The following is a 16,711-nucleotide window of genomic DNA, read 5'->3' on the forward strand; positions in this document are numbered from 1 at the left end:
TACCGATGAGATCCTTATATTTCCAATTTAACCAGTTTCAGTGGCTTTTATTGATCCATTCACGTGTCCATTTGTGTATCAATTAGGGTATAAGAGACGTGACTTGAGCTCATTTTTGATGTGATTCGCTTATATCTTACAAGCTATCCATTTAATTTTTAACCTTATATAGCCTTATTCCGGCATCTCTGATCTAATTATTTAGAAGGGCTGATAGCAGCCAGTTATTTTAATCTGTATTTGCTGTCAAAGCATGCTAAAATGAATAGAATGATGATACGATAAGGAGAGGACATGTCCATTTTACAACGTACGATAAAACTGGTCTTGGCGACAACGCTGGCTATTATCATTGCGGATTATCTACATTTAACTTATGCTACATCAGCAGGGGTGATCGCCATACTGAGTGTTTTAGACACTCGCAAAAGTACCTTTGCTATTGCTTGTCAGCGCCTTTTATCTGCTTTGTTGGCCTTGAGTATAGCTATTGCTTTGTTTTATGTTTTTGGGTATTACCTTTGGGTTTTCAGTATTTACATTGCTCTCTATGTGCCCTTAGCTTACTACTGGAAACTTGAGACAGGTATTGCCCCTGTCACGGTTTTGATTCTTCATCTGTTTTCTGAGAAAAGCATTTCACCACTGTTGATCGTCAATGAACTCTCTTTGCTCTTAGTTGGAGCAGGGACAGCACTAGTGCTTAATTTGTATATGCCCTCAAAACAAAAAGCGATTGCAGACTATTTTGTGAAGGTCGAAGAGGAACTAAAGGTGATCTTGTGCAGGTTTGGAACGCTTTTGAGAAGTGGTGACGGGAGTAACAATGGGCAGTTGATTGATCATTTGGAGAAAACCTTGTCAGAAGCCCTAGAGCTAGTCTATATTGAGAGTAATAATCAACTTTTTCAATCCACTAACTATCAGGTCCACTATTTTGAAATGCGTCGAGAGCAGGAGAAAATTTTAAAGGGGATGTCGGAAAGTATTCAAAAGCTTAACCTGCAAAGTCAAGAAAATCAGATTTTAGCGGAACTATTTGAACGAACGGGGCAACAAATTAGTGAAGAGAATCCAGCTAATGATTTGATTGTTGCTATCGAGGATTTCTTGGAACATTTTAGAGAAAGGCCGCTACCAGTAACGCGAGACGAATTTGAAGGGCGGGCTTTATTATTCCAATTATTAGGTGATTTGGAAAGATTCATCCAATTAAAAGTTGATTTTTATGACTCCTATAAACCTTGATTTTATAAAAATCGAATTATATAATCTATTTTAGTTTATTTTGTTCGTTTTTTAAGTTATAATGAGGAGGATAATGAAGAAATAGGAGTTTTTATGCGTAAAGTTTACCTTAATCACGATGGTGGTGTTGATGATTTGGTTTCCTTGTACCTCTTACTCAAAATGGAGGATGTTGAATTAGTTGGTGTTGGTGTGATCGAAGCAGACTGCTACCTCTTGCCAGCTGTTGAAGCCAGTAAGAAGATTATTCAAAAATTTGGATCTAAAAAAGATCAACAGTTGCGAGTGGCTTCTTCTGACTCACGTCCTGTTCATCCTTTCCCTAAGGAGTGGCGTATGCACGCTTTTACAGTTGATGCTCTCCCGATTTTAAATGAGCACAAACCTATTACCGTTGTAGATGCTCCTGTAAAAGCTCATGAAGATTTGGTGGAAGTACTGATGGCTTCGGACGAGTTGGTTGATTTGGTTTTTGTGGGGCCTTTGACTGATTTAGCGCGTGCGCTTGATTTGGAACCTCGTATTGAAGAGAAGATTGGCAAACTTTACTGGATGGGTGGCACTTTCTTGGATCATGGTAACATTGAAGAACCAGAGCATGATGGCACGGCAGAGTGGAATGTTTTTTGGGATCCTTACGCTGCTAAGAGAGTTTGGGACTCCTCTATCAAGATTGAATTGGTGGCCCTTGAGAGTACCCGAATGGTTCCGCTAACGCCAGATGTGCGTGATCGCTGGGCCCAAGTCCGTCAGCATGAAGGCGTTGATTTTTTGGGACAATGTTATGCCATTGTGCCACCATTGACCCACTTTGTGACCAATTCGACCTATTTCCTCTGGGATGTGTTGACAACTGCTTCATTTGGTAAAGAAGATCTGGTGAAGCGAGAAGTTGTTCCTTCAGACGTGGTCACAACAGGAGCTAGTAAGGGACGAACCATTCGCGTAGAGGGTGGACGACCTGTAGATTTGGTCTATCATGTCGATCGTGATGCCTTCTTTGACTATATTACAGCCTTAGCTGAAAAATAGTACCATATATTATTTAGGGATGACTATCATTAAGGGTAGCATTCCTTTTTTGATGTCGAGGATGCATCGGTCACGGTTAATGAGGTTGCGCCATCAGAAATCGTGTTATAATGGAAGTAGCGATTGTAACAGAAAGGAAATCTCATGACTAGATTGTATCTTATGCGACATGGGCAGACATTGTTTAATGTGATGGATGTAAATCAGGGGCATAGTGATTCGCCCTTAACGGCAACAGGCATAACACAAGCTAAGCAAGCAAAACAGTGGTTCCTTGATCAGGATATTAGGTTTGATCGTGTCTATACATCATCGTCAGAGCGGGCGATAGACACGGCAGAACTGATTACGGACTTGTCTTACACCAAGTTAAAAAGCCTAAAAGAAATTAATCTTGGAACTAAGGAGGCCTCGCCTAATAGAGACAATCCTGTTTACCCCTATGGGGATTATTTCGTGACTTTTGGTGGTGAAGATCTAGATGATTTTACACAGCGCATTTACAGCGCCCTAAAAGATATTGCGGAAGCATCATCAGGACAGACTGTTTTGGTGGTGTCACATGGCATGGCGATCAAACGCTTTTTCACAGCCATTGCTTACGAGAAGCAGGAGCTTATTTTAGGCAATTGTGCCATTGTCGATATGGATTATCAAGAGGGACAATTTAGGGTGAATGCCGTCATTAATCCTACACAGATATAAAGGAGACTACTAGATTGATAGATAAATTACATGAAATCCGAGTTTTTGAAAATTATGATTTGATATTAGAAGAAGCGGGACATATTGTTGTGTCGACAGAAGTTGTGGATAAATCGCTTAATTATTATGGCAATGCACATGGTGGTTACTTGTTTACCTTGTGTGACCAAGTGGCAGGTCTGACCTGTCTTTCTTTGGGAAGTGAGGCTGTCACCATGCAGTCTAATATTCATTACATGAGGGCTGGCCGTTTGGGTGATTTTTTGACGATAGATGGCACATGCTTGCACAATGGTCGCAAAACCAAAGTTGTTGAAGTCGTGATTAGCAATCAATCCGGAGAAGCAGTGGCACAAACCTCTTTTACCATGTTTGTGACTGGTGAAAGGGAAATGCCTGCTTCTCAGGAAGTCAAGTGAGAGTTGTAGCGTATGACTGTAACATTTAAAGATAAGGTTGTAATCATTACTGGTGGGGCAAAAGGTATCGGTAAGGCAACGGCCCAGGCTTTCGAAAAAGAAGGTGCTCATGTCGAAATCATTGATATTGCACCAGGAGATCATTTTGTGGGTGATATTGGTCAGAAGGAGACACTAGAGGCTTTTGTGGCTGATGTTTTAACAAAGCATAAACATGTAGATGTGTTGGTAAATAATGCTATACCGCCTATGCTTGGACTTCAGGAGGCTAGTTTTGAGCGTTTTCAAGAGGCACTCACCATTGGTGTAACAGCACCATTTTACCTGACTAAATTGTTAGTGCCTTACTTTGCTGAAGGAGCTAGTATCATCAATTTATCGTCGACACGCTATGCTCAAAGTCAAGCGCAAACCGAAAGTTACTCAGCAGCTAAGGGAGGGATCACCGCTTTAACCCATGCGCTAGCCATGTCTCTTTCAGGAAAAGTCAGGGTTAACGCAGTAGCACCTGGTTGGATTGAGACATCTGAGATTAATCATGTAGGGCCTGATGCCTCTCAGCATCCACTTGGTCGTGTCGGTTTACCAGAGGATATTGCCAATATGATCCTTTATTTAGCATCTGATAAGGCTAGTTTTATCACTGGTCAAACCTTTACGATTGACGGCGGCATGAGTAAGCAGATGATCTATCATGATGATGCGGGTTGGTTGTTTAAAGATAGTCATTAGGAAGCTTGGCTACTGGTTGAGTGATGGTTTATCAGTTGATACCTGCTTGACAAGGCCTTCTTTTTTCTTTAAAATAACGAGTAACTGTTAACTTTAACCGTGTCCCGTGAGGCATGAAAGTCATCATTGTTCTGACAATAAGACCTTTTACCTACGCTACAAGAGAGCGAGGTGAAAGGGATACTTTCGTGAGGTTTGGGAATAACAGAATCCCAAACCTTTTTTGATGCGATGTGCATTACAGAAGCAGTCGACGGGGTTAGCTGACTATTTTGCCATCAAGGACTGTGATGTCACATGTTAGATAACTGTTGCTAACACTGCCCTTTTTCGTGATGACCTTTGTCCGAACTGGAGACACTCAAATAAAGGTAGCCCGTGAGCTATCATTTGGAGGAAAAAATGTTAAACCTATCGCTTGATAAAACCAATCGTCGTGCGCTCATTTCAGCTATTGTTGCTTCCGGAACAGATGACCTTAATGTCATGTTTTTGTCCTTTTCTATGTCAAGTATTATGGCGGACTTGGCTATCAACGGTGCACAGGCTGGCTGGATTGCAACCATTACCAATTTGGGAATGCTACTAGGTGGCTTGGTTTTTGGTGTTTTAGCAGATCGCTATCATAAATTCAAGGTCTTTAAGTGGACCATCGTCATCTTTGCCCTGGCAACGGGCATGATCTATTTGACCTCCAGTTTACCCTATCTTTATCTGATGCGTTTTATCGCTGGCATCGGTGTTGGAGGCGAATATGGTGTTGCTATTGCCATGATGGCTGGCATTGTGCCTAAAGAAAAGATGGGGCGAATCTCATCGCTTAATGGAATTGCAGGCCAGATAGGCTCTATCACCTCAGCCCTTTTGGCGGGTTGGTTGGCACCTAGTTTGGGCTGGAGAGGACTCTTTTTGTTTGGCTTGGCCCCATTACTCTTGGTTTTATGGATGCAGCTAGCCATTGATGACCATGCTATCAATGATCACGCTAGTCACCAGAGTGATGAAGATACAGAAGTCGCTCATCTTAGTCATTTGTTTAAAACCAAGGCATTGACCAAACAAACCTTAGCCTTGATGGTCATGACAACGGTTCAAATCGCGGGCTACTTTGGGATGATGAATTGGTTACCGACTATTATCCAGACGAGTTTGGGCATTTCGGTCAAAGATTCTTCTCTTTGGATGGTGACTACTATTCTAGGCATGTGTCTAGGGATGTTAGTCTTTGGACAACTTCTTGACCGCTTTGGACCTCGCTTGATCTACACCGTTTTTTTGTTGGCTTCAGCAGTTTGTGTCTTTCTCTTTCAGTTTGCCAATTCGCAGTTGGCCATGGTTCTGGGGGGTGCTATTGTCGGTTTCTTTGTCAATGGTATGTTTGCGGGTTATGGCGCTATGATTACGCGATTGTATCCGCACCATATTCGCTCGACGGCCAACAATGTCATCCTAAATGTTGGTAGAGCAGTTGGTGGCTTCTCTTCGGTTATTATTGGAATGATTTTAGATGCCTCAAACCCATCTACTGTGATGATTTTCTTGGCTAGCCTTTATCTAATCAGTTTTCTGGCGATGCTATCTATAAAGCATTTAAAAGCTGAGCACTATCAAACACTGTCTCACCAAGATTAGGGTTTAAAAAATAATATTCTCTCTTTTCCTCGCTATTTTAGGTAAGGATTATAGCTTTTTGTGACTTATGAACCGTTTTGTCCTTAGATTTGACAGAAAGTTTCCCATGTGGTCAGGCTTCAATTTATGGCGAATAGGATGCCCGTTGTTAGGTGGATAGTGTCGCGGCTGAGACGATACGTCATCAAAAGACATCCTCTAAAGTGAAAGCCCTAGATGATTTATGATGATAGTAGTCCTTACCAAAGAGTCCTAGCCAGGAAAGTTTATGCGGTCATCTAGTTCTCATAAGAACCTTTTCTTGACATTGGCTCTGCTTGGCACTATAATACATGAGTGGTTTAGGAAGGAGTTGATGACGTCATGGAAGATCCTTTGCAAAAATATAAGCATCTCATTGGAGAGTTGGAACAGTCGGCCAATGAAATTGCTCAAAAACATCATATTGAGCATCTCGGTGGTCCTCAAGGAAAAGTTCTTTATTATCTGTTTAAACATCAAGATCGCGATATTTTTGTTAAAGATATTGAACAATGGCTCGCTATTTCCAAATCAGTTGCCAGCAATTTAGTTAAGCGTATGGAAAAAAATGGTTTCATTCGCTTAGAGACCTCCTCAAGAGACAAACGCTATAAGCGCCTAGTCTTGACAGAAGAAGGTATGTCGAAAATTGCACCGCTTGAAACATTTCATATAGAGCTCATGAAAGTACTGTTTGCTGGGATTGATCCTCAAGACAGAATGGCTGTGGATCGCATCTATCATCAACTTCGTCAGAATATTGAGCGGTATAGAGACGGCAAAGCATTCAAGTAGCGGCAAGGATGAACGTCTTTATTTTAGAGTTCAGTCAGTGATAAAGAGAGCGCTGTAAAAGGATGTATTTGTAGTATTTTTAGCAAATGTTTGAAATAGAATTAAGCTGAGTTTTAGGACTTAGCTTTTTTTCAGATGATGCTGTTTTTCTTTGAGATTTTTACGAAATTATCCGATAATGTAGGCACTTAAAAAGGAGATTGTTAGTGATGAAACGAAAAAATATATGGCAAGGCATCTTGCTCGGTGGTTTAGTGCTTATGCTTATCTTAGTTTTCCAAAGTTTGTCAGTAATAAGGCAATCTCGGAAAGCTTCAACTGCAAAATCCCCCTTAGCCATTGCAGCGGTTGGGGACAGTATTACTTTTGGCGCAGGAGTGGCAGCAACGCGCGAAACAGACTCCTACCCAGCTTTATTAGAAAAGGCTCTAGGAAAAGAGTACAGGGTCGTCAATTATGGTCTTAGTGGACGGACGCTGCTTTCCAATACTGCCAAACCTTACTTTAAGGAAGCTCTTGCTAAAAAATCTTTTCAAGATAATCCCGATATGGTTATCATTATGCTGGGAACAAATGACTCTAGAATCAATTATTGGCGAGAAGCGGATTATAAGAAAGAGTATCTCAATGTCATCAAACGCTACCAAAAGTTAAAGAGCAAACCAACCGTCTATGTCATGATTCCTCCAAAAGTTTTCTTTGAGAATCCAAGCCCCAATTATCCTAATAATGCGATTGTTGAGAAAAGATTAAGAAAGGTGATCCCTGAGATTGCAGAGAAAGCAGGAGTGGCAGTTATCGATCAGTATGATGCGACCAAAGACCATCCCGAATGGTTTCCTGATCAATTACATCCAGACCTGAAGGGAAATCAAGCGATAGTTAAGACGATTCTAAAACAAACGCCATTAAAAGGGAAATTGACCTATTAATAGTATTAAGCAAACCGTTCCTCACTAATATCTGATAAGATAATAGAGGAAACAGCCTTAGAAAAGGCATCTCTAGGCTTTGGATGATAGAAATAAGGTGGGTAAATGCACAAGAAACGAAAACAACTGCTTGGGCTAGTGATGATTGTTATTCTTGTGGGGATTTTGTCACAAAAAATACTTAAAACCGAAAAAACCTCCATTTCGAAAGTTTGGATTATTAGTGATCTTCACTACCTTTCTCCTAAATTACATGATGGGGGATCGGCTTTCCAGCGTATAGAAGCTACGGCAGCTGGCAAGGATCTCACATATGGTAAAGAGCGTATGGAGGCTCTCTTGGTGCAAGCGCGAAAGGAGAAGCCGGATCTTTTAATTGTCAGTGGTGATTTGACTTTCAATGGTGAATACCAGAGTTTAGCAGATCTAGCAACATTTTTTAAAAAGTTTGAAGCCTCAGGAATAGAGGTTTTGGTAGAGCCTGGCAATCATGATATTGCAGATGGCTGGGCGCGTGAATTTCGTGATGACCATCAATATAAAACAAAACAGATCTCCCCTGAAGCGTTCATTGATTTGATGGGAGACTATGGTTATAACCAAGCAGCTGACAGGGATACAGCTTCCTTAACCTATGTCACAAAAGCGACCCCAAAGCAATGGTTCTTGATGATTGATTCAAATCGTTATGCTAAGGAAACGGGTAAAGGTGCTCCTAAAACGAACGGACGTTTGAAACAAAAGACGTTAAGGTTTGTTGAAAAACAACTTAAACAAGCCAAAAAGGCGGGTGCTCAAATCATCCCGATTATGCACCATAATGTTCTCGATCAGCACGAACGCCCAACCAGAGGTTATACTCTTGATAATGCGTCAGTATTGAGGGAGTTTTATAAGCAGTATCCTCCGCTAGTTGCCTTTTCAGGGCATATCCATACCCAAAACATCCAACAGCAATCCTTAGAGCATCCTCACATGCTAACGGAAATTGTAACAGGTGCTTTCTCTCTTTATCCATCTAGTATCAGCGAACTTCGAATAGATGAACAAAAATTTTCTTATCAGCAGAAGTCATTAGACATGGCGTCTTGGGCGAGGGGAAAGGGGATCTCTCATTCGAATTTGTTAGACCATAAGACTTACTTAAAGGAGAAGTTCGACGCGGCTAGCAATCTTTTAGTTCATGAGCGGCTGCATGATGAAGGATGGTATGATGCTGAATTGGCCGAGGCAATGTCAGCTATTATAGAACCGGTAAATCTAGTCTATTTTTCAGGACAAGCTATTGATGATCAGTGGCTAGAGGAAAAGGTTTATAGTCAACCGATCTATCAGCAAGTTTCTAGAGATCATCCTGAGAGTTTCGTCATATCCTATATTGATCAAGTTGCTGAAGAGAGTCATAGTAGATCTGATCAAAAGATCAACTTACCGCTAAAAGATAAAAACTAGGAGTTGTTTTATGGCCATTTACCAAGATATTCAAAATGATCCTGATAATCGTCTTTTCACTCAAAGGGGTATACTCCCTCTTTATCAAGTGAATGGGAAGGCAAGAGTCTTGATTGTAGGGCAGGCCCCAGGTATCAAAGCCCAGGAGCGTCAGCGGTTGTTTAAGGATCCTAGTGGTGATCGCTTGCGAGAATGGCTAGGAGTGGATGAGGATTTCTTTTATCAGTCGGGTCAGATTGCGATTTTGCCTATGGATTTCTATTTTCCAGGAAAGGGCAAGTCAGGCGATCTTCCTCCACGCCAAGGACAAGCTGATAAGTGGCATCCACGTTTGATTGAGCAGATGCCACATCTCGAGCTAACACTCTTGATTGGAAAGGCTGCTCAAGATTACTATCTAAAAGATAAAGCTAACCTTACTGATCGCGTTCAGCATTATGACAGGTATTTCCCTGACTATTTTCCGCTTCCTCACCCATCTCCGAGAAACAATATTTGGTTAAGTCAGCACCCATGGTTTGAGGAAAACGTTTTACCAACACTTCGACAAAAAGTGGCAAAAGTTTTTGAAAAAGATTCGTAAAAACCTTGCCATCAATCTGGCTTTAAAGTATAATGATATAGACCGTGTAAATGGTATCTTATCTTGAGGAGGTGAAATCAATGTCAAAAACAGTTGTACGTAAAAATGAATCACTCGATGATGCACTTCGTCGTTTCAAACGTTCTGTGACGAAAGCTGGTACTCTTCAAGAGGCACGTAAACGTGAACACTACGAAAAACCATCTGTAAAGCGTAAACGTAAATCAGAAGCAGCTCGCAAACGTAAAAAATTCTAAGTTTAAGTTCACTTAGACTAACCACTCCAAGATATTTGGGGTGGTTTTTATTTTGCAGTGACGAATCTTTTTCTTGTCACCTGTAGTAGGAACTATTAGAAACAAAAATAAAGTGTTTTACTTTTTATTAGTATAAAAAAGCTATTTTCTCATTCAAGGTAGAAATAGGAATACAATCTTTCGTGTATAGGTTCAATTAGGCACTAACGATATGGTATAATGATCCTTAGGAGGTGGCTTTATGAAACGTTTAGGAATGACTAAAAAACTCTGTCTCGCTTTTATAGCATTATCATTGCTAGTGGCTGGTTTGTATGATGGGTACCAAGCGTTTACGAGTGACTCTGTGACGGTAGAAGAAAAAGCCAAGACTGCTCGTATTGTTGCCAACGGTGATATTTTACTTCACGATGTTCTTTACGCCAGTGCTTTAAAAGAAGATGGGACTTATGATTTCGAGCCTTACTTCACCTATGTTAAGGACCGTATCTCTAGTGCTGACTTAGCGATCGGGGATTATGAGGGAACTATCTCACCAGACCACCCCTTGTCGGGCTATCCGTTATTCAATGCTCCACCAAGTATTGCCACTGCCTTGAAAAATACAGGGTATGATGTGATGGATCTGGCGCATAATCATATTTTGGATTCTGGGCTAGAGGGTGCCTTAAACACCAAGAAAACCTTTAATGACCTGGGGATTGATACTATAGGACTTTATGACAAGGATCGATCCAAAGATGGCTTTTTAATCAAAGACGTTAATGGGATTAAAATCGCTATTTTAGGTTATTCTTACGGGTATAATGGCATGGAAGCTAATTTGACGGAAGAAGAATATGATAAGCACTTATCAGACTTGGATGAGACAAAAATAAAATCTGAGTTGCAGAAAGCAGAGAAATCTGCAGATCTGACGATCGTCATGCCTCAAATGGGTGTGGAATATCAGCTAGAACCTACTAAAGAGCAAGAGCAGCTCTATCGTCAAATGGTTAAATGGGGAGCGGACCTTGTTTTGGGCGGTCACCCACACGTTGTTGAACCCGCTGAAATTATTGAGCAAAATGGAGAAAAGAAAGCTATCATCTATTCGATGGGGAACTTTATCTCAAACCAACGTTTGGAAATGATGGGAGATAAGTGGCCAGAACGTGGGGTACTTATGGACGTTACCATTGAAAAGAAAGGTGGAAAAACCACTCTAAAAACGGTTCAAGCTCACCCGACTTTAGTTGACGCTAAACCAACGGGAGAATTAGCCCCGGAAGGGTATAATCTCTACGATTACCGTGTCATGGTTTTGGAAGATTTTATTCAGGGCGGTAAATATCGCGATGCTATTGACGATGGTTTGAAAGCTAAAGTGGACCTTGCTTATCAAGAAATGAATGATCACGTCAATTTAGAATGGTAAGGCGAAAGGGGATTTTGGTGGGAATTGTTTAAATAACGTTAAAATCCTTGATTTAACTTCCTTTTTGTGATAGTATTTGAATGTTGACTAAATGCACATCCTGTGCAACCGCGCGAACATTGTTTAAGTAGGCTTCGTGCCTCGCAATCTAGGCGAGTCTTCACAGAGGGATATCCTCAAACAAAATTTTTATAGGAGGTGCATCATGAGCACATATGCAATCATCAAAACTGGTGGTAAACAAGTTAAAGTTGAAGTAGGTCAAGCTATCTACGTTGAAAAAATCGACGCTGAAGCTGGCGCAGAAGTGACTTTTAACGAAGTTGTTCTTGTTGGTGGCGATTCTACTAAAGTTGGCGCTCCACTTGTTGAAGGCGCAACAGTTGTTGGTACTATCGAAAAACAAGGTAAACAAAAGAAAGTTGTTTCTTACAAATACAAACCTAAAAAAGGTAGCCACCGTAAACAAGGTCACCGTCAACCTTACACTAAAGTTGTTATCGACGCTATCAACGCTTAATCTTTATGATTCAAGCAACCTTTATTCGTACGAATCGGCAGCTCCTTAGTGTTGAACTGACTGGACATGCTGGAAGTGGTGAATTTGGTTATGATATCGTTTGTGCAGCTGTTTCAACGCTTTCGATTAACTTGGTTAATTCGCTGGAAGCACTGACTAACTGTACACCGGATGTAACAATCGATGAGATTGATGGCGGCTATATGAAGATAGCCTTATCTGATTTAGCTGACCGTGAGAATGAGAAAGTTCAATTATTATTTGAATCATTTCTCCTGGGCATGACCAATTTGGCAGAAAATTCTTCGGAGTTTGTGTCTATTAGTGTCATTGCCAATTAAACAAAGAGAGGACAAACATTATGTTAAAAATGAATCTTGCTAACTTGCAACTTTTCGCCCACAAAAAAGGTGGAGGTTCTACATCAAACGGACGTGATTCACAAGCGAAACGTCTTGGTGCTAAAGCTGCTGATGGCCAAACTGTTTCAGGTGGTTCAATCCTTTATCGTCAACGCGGAACTCACATCTATCCAGGAGCTAACGTAGGTCGTGGTGGAGATGACACACTTTTTGCAAAGGTTGAAGGTGTTGTACGTTTCGAACGTAAAGGACGCGATAAAAAACAAGTATCTGTTTACCCAATCGCAAAATAAGTCTGAAAATGGCTTAACAATAGGCTTTCCGAGATTTCGGAGGGCCTGTTTTTTTGTTTTGGTACCCATTTTGGTACCCATATTCTAAAAACCAATGTAGGAAGCGAACTTGTCAACTACCTCATTCTTGGCTTTTTGGGTAACGTGAGCATAAATGTCCATAGTGGTTTGGATGTTTTCGTGTCCAAGTCTTTCTTGTACTTCCTTGATGGTAGCACCGGCTTCAAAGAGTAGGGATCAGTAGCTATGGCGGAAACCGTGAGGTGTGATTCTTTTGAAGTCTGGGTGTTTCCTCCAAACACGATTGAGCATGTTATTGACATGGACGATACTTTTTGGATTGCCGTCCTCATTTTTGAAGAGTAAACCTTTTGTGCTGTATTTTTTCCACGCTTTTAAAATTTCTACAGTTTGAGGATCCAGAGAGATTGTTCTGGCACTCTTTTTTGTTTTTGGGGTCTGGAATATCGTTTTGTTGTTTTCGCCCTTAGCGAGCGTTTTATTGACTTTTAATTGTGCAACTTCTAAGTCTATGTCTGACCAACTCAATGCCCCGACTTCATTTTTTCGCATTCCAGTAAATGCAAGTAGTCTAAAAAATGTTAGCATTTCAAGATCGTTCATTTCTTCCACAATAGCAAAGAAATCTCTTAACTCTTCCTTGTTGTAGAACTCATCAATTTCTTCTTTATCTTTTTTCTGTCGCTTTGGTTTGAGTGTTTTTCTCATAGGGTTGTTATCTATCAATTCCATAGATATGGCATAGTCAAAGATTTGGTTAGCAATGCTGATGATTCCGGAAGATCTTTTGTATTCATCAGCCCATTTATTGACCTGAGTTTGGCACATTGTCAGAGTAATCTTATTAACGGCTTTATCTCCAAAAGTAGGAAGGATGAGCCTATCTGCCTTGTCTATCTGACTGACAAATGTGGACTCTTTGACAGTGTTCTTGTAATGTTCCTTCCAAACTTCATAGACTTGTCGGAAAGTGGTAGTGACATTCCTGGAACGAAAAGTCTTCTTTTCATATTCAGTCAAGCATTTTGCTTCAGCAAGCCTTGCTTCACGTTCTGTTTTAAATCCACGGCGGAAGGTTTGAATTTTCTTCCCAGTTAATGGATCTAAACCATGGTATGCTTTGAAATAATAAGCAGTAGTATCACCTTTTTTATATTGACCAATCATTGTCATTTACCTCATTTTCTGTTAAAATGGGTACAATAAAGAGGGCCATTTAATGCCTAACTTTATTGTACTGATACCCTCACTTCTTAGCTTGCCGGCGGTAGAAGTGGGGGATTTTTTTGGTAAATTCTTTACTTCTTAGAGTAAAGTGGTATAATGTAGTTAAAGATAACTTGTGAAGGATAAACGCTGGGTCCCAGAATGGGGTAGACCGAATGGTCGAGCATTCCTATGTGCCTGGGGTTATCTTTTTTATTTGGACTTTTTAAGGCTCTCAACAAAATTTTGAGGGTCTTTTTCTATTTCTGTAATAATGAAATCAACAAATTGTTGAGAATAGGTGTAGTGTTCAGACCTGCCGATTTTATGGCAGTATGCAAACTTTTCGTCAGATTTGATTGAATAGAAATCAATAATTAAGGTTAGAACGTATTGATTGAACCCAGGTTTGTAATTCAATTTGATATTTTTCTTGTTCAATCGGTCATTTACAACTGAGATGATATTTCCGTAAGAGTATTTATGTGTCTCTGATGGGTCTTTTAAGTCTTTAACAATTGCAACCTGAGAAGGCGATTGGTTAGCAATCGAGACTACAAAATCAGCTTCAGATTTTTTCTTTGTGATGTAAAGGTTTTGTTTGACACCTATCGCAAATTTATCTGAGTTATACTCAGCAACAAGGACATCAATATCATTAGCTTGTTGAATGAACTTTTCAGCAATTTCTGCTGGGTATTTCAATCTGATTTGTTCATTGGTCAGCGGGTCATAACTTGCAGAAATCGTTAAGAAGTTTTGTGCGATGACCTCGGTTATATCTCTATCGTGAAACCGTTTAAGTTCATTGACGTAGTTCAGCACACAGGCTTGAAAGAGCGGGGCGTACTTCAGTTCGTAATCTTCGGTGATGTAATGTGTGCTGATGTTTCTAAGTTCAATTATGCGTTCCAGATTTAATCTAATCCGTGTACTGTCATCTGAATAAATCTTTTTGATAACATTTTCGAGGCTGAGGGTCCTATCTGGATTGTCTTTAAAATAGATTGAGAGGTTCCTATTTAGCATTTCAGCTTTCAGCATCAACTCCCAAGCGTTACAAATGAAAAAGCTAAAACCTTCAATACGATACTTGATTGTAGGTTTATTATATATTTCAAGTCCCATTATAAAGGCTTCAACGCTTTTATCAACAAGACGCTGGCTTAAATTTTCCATAAGTTTCTCCTTGATATAAGAATATATATTCTTAATGCTGTCTGTGTCAACTCTTTTGAGTAATTTTTTACATCAAATTCAAATATTCCTCAATCACCATCGCTTCGTTTGCTATGGTTTTATGTCGTCACTGGTTGGAAGTGCCCAACAATTTTCCCGATGATACGCGGGTCTTCGTCATAAGGTGCGAATTTGTCGGCGTATTTTTTATTGAGCGAGACGAGGCGTAGTCCTGTTTCTTCTTTGTAGACTTTTTTAATATAGGTTTGTCCGTCCCAATCAACAGCATAGATAGCGCCGTCATAATCAAATCCTGTTTGTTTGATAAGGACAACTTCTCCGTTTAGGTAGGTAGGTTCCATGGAATCTCCAAAAACCCAAGAAGCAAAGTCGTGATCCATCTTTTCATCGTGGAAGACAATGTCAAAATTACCATCGTTGAAATAGGTATAACCGTTCCCTGCGGCTAATTTTTCGAATACCTTGTATTCATAAAGAGGTCCGTTGATGGTAGTGCTTTCAGCTTCCTGTTCTTCTAACAAATGCTCACCGTGCGAAATCCACTCAGCATGGCGAGATTCGTGAAGTTTGCGGTCGAGTTTGAGAATTTTGGGAGTAGGGGTGGAAAGGGTATTTTCTTTTTGAACTGGAGGGAACAAATCATCGATAGTAACATTTAATGATTCCGCTATTTTAAATAGTGTATTTTTCTTTGGAGTTCGAAAACCTTTTTCATAATTTGCTATCGTAGTATGTCCAATTCCAACAGATAAAGCTAACTCGTTTTGAGTTAAAAATCTTTTCTTTCGGTATTCTCTAATTTTTGAACCGATATAAATTGCTAATTCCTCATCTGTCATATTTTTCATTTCCTTCCTTATACTTACACGAAAATTATAACACAAAACTTCACGTTTTGAAAAGTTCTTTGTGTTTTCGTAAAAAAATATTCAACACTTCACAAAACGTGAAATATAATATAATCAAGGTCAAGGAAATGACCGAAGAAAGGAGGTAGCCACTGATGGAAAGTAGGCACAATAAAAAGCCTAAACATAAAGAAGTAGAGTTCGAAATCCAAATTCTTTGGTTTAGGCTCAAAATAAAATATCTGATTACTAGGTAATCGGATAGGGGGTGAAAATCCCCCGCCCTTTAAAGGGGTTATGCTTACTATATCATAGTGGTTACTTTCTTTCAAGAAAATAGAGAGGAGAGTAAATGGAGTTATTAAAAGTAGGCGGTATGACCTATAAAGTCATTATTCAGGAGCACTTCAAAGCTTATGACGATGATAGAAACCTTTGGGGATATTGTGATTACGAACAACAAATCATATATATTCGTGAATCTTTATCATAGCAAAAGAAAAAGCAAGTGCTAGTTCATGAACTAACACATGCTATTCTACATGAAGTTGGCTACAAAGAACAAGATGAAGACCTTGTTAATCGTTTTTCAAAAGGTCTACATCAATTTCTTAAAGATAATCCAACACTTACTTTTCAGACCTAACCCCTTTGAACTTTCCACCAGTTGTTTTCGTGTCCATAAACTTGCCAGTAGATGTGTCACGTTTGGTATAAAGTCCAGTTTTAGGGTTATGGGTCTGAGAGCGACCTTTGACGGCTCCGATACGACCGCCCCCTTTAGGTCCGTTTTTAGCCATCAACTTATCCTCCTTTCATTTAGGATAAGCTGATTATAACACACAGAAAGGAAAGGACATGAACATCAAAAAAATCTTATTTGGCTCTTGTGATTACCATAAGACATCGGAAGATGGTAAAGAAAAACTATCGATTAATATCCAAGGTGGTTGGGTAATCGGTCTGATTATCTTAGGGTTGATTGGTTGGTTAGTTTTTTAAAAAAACTCCCTAAGGGAGTGGAAAGGACGAAAGA

19 protein-coding genes, 2 pseudogenes and 1 other annotated feature are annotated in these 16,711 nt (G+C 40.0%); of the genes and pseudogenes, 17 read left to right on the forward strand and 4 right to left on the reverse strand.

The genetic code is table 11. From position 1 onward, the window contains the following. Positions 1–294: 294 nt before the first annotated feature. The 15 genes from G574_RS0100390 to rpmA all read left to right on the forward strand — a co-directional run bounded on the left by G574_RS0100390 (position 295) and on the right by rpmA (position 12,400). A complete protein-coding gene (locus G574_RS0100390; protein ID WP_029690462.1) occupies positions 295–1,248 on the forward strand; it encodes an aromatic acid exporter family protein in 954 nt (317 codons plus the stop codon). A 93-nt stretch (positions 1,249–1,341) separates the two neighbouring features. Beyond that, positions 1,342–2,280 (forward strand): nucleoside hydrolase, encoded by a 939-nt coding sequence (locus G574_RS0100395; protein ID WP_029690463.1) that lies wholly within the window; start codon positions 1,342–1,344, stop codon positions 2,278–2,280. A 144-nt stretch (positions 2,281–2,424) separates the two neighbouring features. Beyond that, positions 2,425–2,985, forward strand: a complete 561-nt coding sequence (locus G574_RS0100400; RefSeq protein ID WP_029690464.1) for a histidine phosphatase family protein — start codon at positions 2,425–2,427, stop codon at positions 2,983–2,985. A gap of 14 nt (positions 2,986–2,999) precedes the next feature. Then, positions 3,000–3,404 carry a PaaI family thioesterase gene (locus tag G574_RS0100405; protein ID WP_029690465.1) on the forward strand — a complete coding sequence of 135 codons (405 nt, stop codon included), beginning with the start codon at positions 3,000–3,002 and terminating at the stop codon, positions 3,402–3,404. A gap of 12 nt (positions 3,405–3,416) precedes the next feature. Continuing rightward, the gene (locus G574_RS0100410) at positions 3,417–4,136 is read left to right on the forward strand and encodes an SDR family NAD(P)-dependent oxidoreductase (protein WP_029690466.1); all 720 of its coding nucleotides are present in this window, start codon (positions 3,417–3,419) and stop codon (positions 4,134–4,136) included. Positions 4,137–4,538: 402 nt separating this feature from the next. Next, the gene (locus G574_RS0100415) at positions 4,539–5,768 is read left to right on the forward strand and encodes an MFS transporter (RefSeq protein ID WP_029690467.1); all 1,230 of its coding nucleotides are present in this window, start codon (positions 4,539–4,541) and stop codon (positions 5,766–5,768) included. A 363-nt stretch (positions 5,769–6,131) separates the two neighbouring features. Beyond that, positions 6,132–6,584, forward strand: a complete 453-nt coding sequence (locus tag G574_RS0100420; RefSeq protein WP_029690468.1) for a MarR family winged helix-turn-helix transcriptional regulator — start codon at positions 6,132–6,134, stop codon at positions 6,582–6,584. Between the two features lie 209 nt (positions 6,585–6,793). Next, a complete protein-coding gene (locus G574_RS0100425) occupies positions 6,794–7,516 on the forward strand; it encodes a GDSL-type esterase/lipase family protein (protein ID WP_029690469.1) in 723 nt (240 codons plus the stop codon). Between the two features lie 105 nt (positions 7,517–7,621). After that, positions 7,622–8,968, forward strand: coding sequence for a metallophosphoesterase (locus tag G574_RS0100430; protein WP_029690470.1), 1,347 nt, complete (start codon positions 7,622–7,624; stop codon positions 8,966–8,968). A gap of 10 nt (positions 8,969–8,978) precedes the next feature. Further along, positions 8,979–9,551 (forward strand): uracil-DNA glycosylase family protein, encoded by a 573-nt coding sequence (locus tag G574_RS0100435; protein WP_029690471.1) that lies wholly within the window; start codon positions 8,979–8,981, stop codon positions 9,549–9,551. A gap of 80 nt (positions 9,552–9,631) precedes the next feature. Next, complete coding sequence (gene rpsU / locus G574_RS0100440) at positions 9,632–9,808, forward strand: 30S ribosomal protein S21 (protein WP_002884573.1); 177 nt, start codon at positions 9,632–9,634, stop codon at positions 9,806–9,808. 241 nt (positions 9,809–10,049) lie between these two features. Continuing rightward, a complete protein-coding gene (locus tag G574_RS0100445) occupies positions 10,050–11,225 on the forward strand; it encodes a CapA family protein (protein ID WP_029690472.1) in 1,176 nt (391 codons plus the stop codon). Between the two features lie 96 nt (positions 11,226–11,321). Further along, positions 11,322–11,395, forward strand: a sequence feature (ribosomal protein L21 leader region). A 35-nt stretch (positions 11,396–11,430) separates the two neighbouring features. Then, the gene (gene rplU / locus G574_RS0100450) at positions 11,431–11,745 is read left to right on the forward strand and encodes a 50S ribosomal protein L21 (RefSeq protein ID WP_017770476.1); all 315 of its coding nucleotides are present in this window, start codon (positions 11,431–11,433) and stop codon (positions 11,743–11,745) included. Positions 11,746–11,750: 5 nt separating this feature from the next. Further along, positions 11,751–12,086: a ribosomal-processing cysteine protease Prp gene (locus G574_RS0100455; protein WP_029690473.1), complete on the forward strand. Its 336-nt coding sequence runs from the start codon at positions 11,751–11,753 to the stop codon at positions 12,084–12,086. A 20-nt stretch (positions 12,087–12,106) separates the two neighbouring features. Further along, positions 12,107–12,400: a 50S ribosomal protein L27 gene (rpmA, locus tag G574_RS0100460; protein WP_000916503.1), complete on the forward strand. Its 294-nt coding sequence runs from the start codon at positions 12,107–12,109 to the stop codon at positions 12,398–12,400. A gap of 84 nt (positions 12,401–12,484) precedes the next feature. Here the strand turns inward: rpmA and G574_RS10615 are convergent. The 3 genes and pseudogenes from G574_RS10615 to G574_RS0100475 form a co-directional block, all read right to left on the reverse strand. After that, positions 12,485–13,588 (reverse strand): annotated as a pseudogene (locus G574_RS10615) (site-specific integrase). Positions 13,589–13,840: 252 nt separating this feature from the next. Beyond that, positions 13,841–14,806 carry a DUF3644 domain-containing protein gene (locus G574_RS0100470; protein WP_029690474.1) on the reverse strand — a complete coding sequence of 322 codons (966 nt, stop codon included), beginning with the start codon at positions 14,804–14,806 and terminating at the stop codon, positions 13,841–13,843. Between the two features lie 119 nt (positions 14,807–14,925). Further along, entirely contained in the window at positions 14,926–15,645 is a 720-nt protein-coding gene (locus tag G574_RS0100475; RefSeq protein ID WP_029690475.1) for a LexA family transcriptional regulator, read from the reverse strand. A gap of 382 nt (positions 15,646–16,027) precedes the next feature. On the opposite strand from G574_RS0100475, the pseudogene G574_RS11985 reads away from it, so the two are divergent. Beyond that, positions 16,028–16,321, forward strand: a pseudogene (locus G574_RS11985) (ImmA/IrrE family metallo-endopeptidase). Here G574_RS11985 and G574_RS11595 read toward each other — a convergent pair. Beyond that, positions 16,305–16,475 (reverse strand): hypothetical protein, encoded by a 171-nt coding sequence (locus G574_RS11595; protein ID WP_169343448.1) that lies wholly within the window; start codon positions 16,473–16,475, stop codon positions 16,305–16,307. The pseudogene G574_RS11985 and the gene G574_RS11595 overlap by 17 nt on opposite strands. 58 nt (positions 16,476–16,533) lie before the next feature. Here G574_RS11595 and G574_RS11600 point away from each other — a divergent pair, with 58 nt between their 5' ends. Beyond that, positions 16,534–16,677, forward strand: a complete 144-nt coding sequence (locus G574_RS11600; RefSeq protein WP_169343449.1) for a hypothetical protein — start codon at positions 16,534–16,536, stop codon at positions 16,675–16,677. Positions 16,678–16,711 lie beyond the last annotated feature (34 nt).

Source organism: Streptococcus hyovaginalis DSM 12219 (genome assembly GCF_000420785.1).
GTDB lineage: Bacteria > Bacillota > Bacilli > Lactobacillales > Streptococcaceae > Streptococcus > Streptococcus hyovaginalis.

Coding starts and splice junctions, on each gene's coding strand:
- G574_RS11600 (WP_169343449.1), top strand. CDS start 16,534: ATGAACATCAAAAAAATCTTATTTGGCTCTTGTGATTACCATAAGACA.
- G574_RS0100470 (WP_029690474.1), bottom strand. CDS start 14,806: ATGGAAAATTTAAGCCAGCGTCTTGTTGATAAAAGCGTTGAAGCCTTT.
- G574_RS0100420 (WP_029690468.1), top strand. CDS start 6,132: ATGGAAGATCCTTTGCAAAAATATAAGCATCTCATTGGAGAGTTGGAA.
- G574_RS0100430 (WP_029690470.1), top strand. CDS start 7,622: ATGCACAAGAAACGAAAACAACTGCTTGGGCTAGTGATGATTGTTATT.
- G574_RS0100395 (WP_029690463.1), top strand. CDS start 1,342: ATGCGTAAAGTTTACCTTAATCACGATGGTGGTGTTGATGATTTGGTT.
- G574_RS0100445 (WP_029690472.1), top strand. CDS start 10,050: ATGAAACGTTTAGGAATGACTAAAAAACTCTGTCTCGCTTTTATAGCA.
- G574_RS0100425 (WP_029690469.1), top strand. CDS start 6,794: ATGAAACGAAAAAATATATGGCAAGGCATCTTGCTCGGTGGTTTAGTG.
- G574_RS11595 (WP_169343448.1), bottom strand. CDS start 16,475: ATGGCTAAAAACGGACCTAAAGGGGGCGGTCGTATCGGAGCCGTCAAA.
- rpsU (WP_002884573.1), top strand. CDS start 9,632: ATGTCAAAAACAGTTGTACGTAAAAATGAATCACTCGATGATGCACTT.
- G574_RS0100400 (WP_029690464.1), top strand. CDS start 2,425: ATGACTAGATTGTATCTTATGCGACATGGGCAGACATTGTTTAATGTG.
- G574_RS0100410 (WP_029690466.1), top strand. CDS start 3,417: ATGACTGTAACATTTAAAGATAAGGTTGTAATCATTACTGGTGGGGCA.
- rplU (WP_017770476.1), top strand. CDS start 11,431: ATGAGCACATATGCAATCATCAAAACTGGTGGTAAACAAGTTAAAGTT.
- rpmA (WP_000916503.1), top strand. CDS start 12,107: ATGTTAAAAATGAATCTTGCTAACTTGCAACTTTTCGCCCACAAAAAA.
- G574_RS0100415 (WP_029690467.1), top strand. CDS start 4,539: ATGTTAAACCTATCGCTTGATAAAACCAATCGTCGTGCGCTCATTTCA.
- G574_RS0100390 (WP_029690462.1), top strand. CDS start 295: ATGTCCATTTTACAACGTACGATAAAACTGGTCTTGGCGACAACGCTG.
- G574_RS0100435 (WP_029690471.1), top strand. CDS start 8,979: ATGGCCATTTACCAAGATATTCAAAATGATCCTGATAATCGTCTTTTC.
- G574_RS0100455 (WP_029690473.1), top strand. CDS start 11,751: ATGATTCAAGCAACCTTTATTCGTACGAATCGGCAGCTCCTTAGTGTT.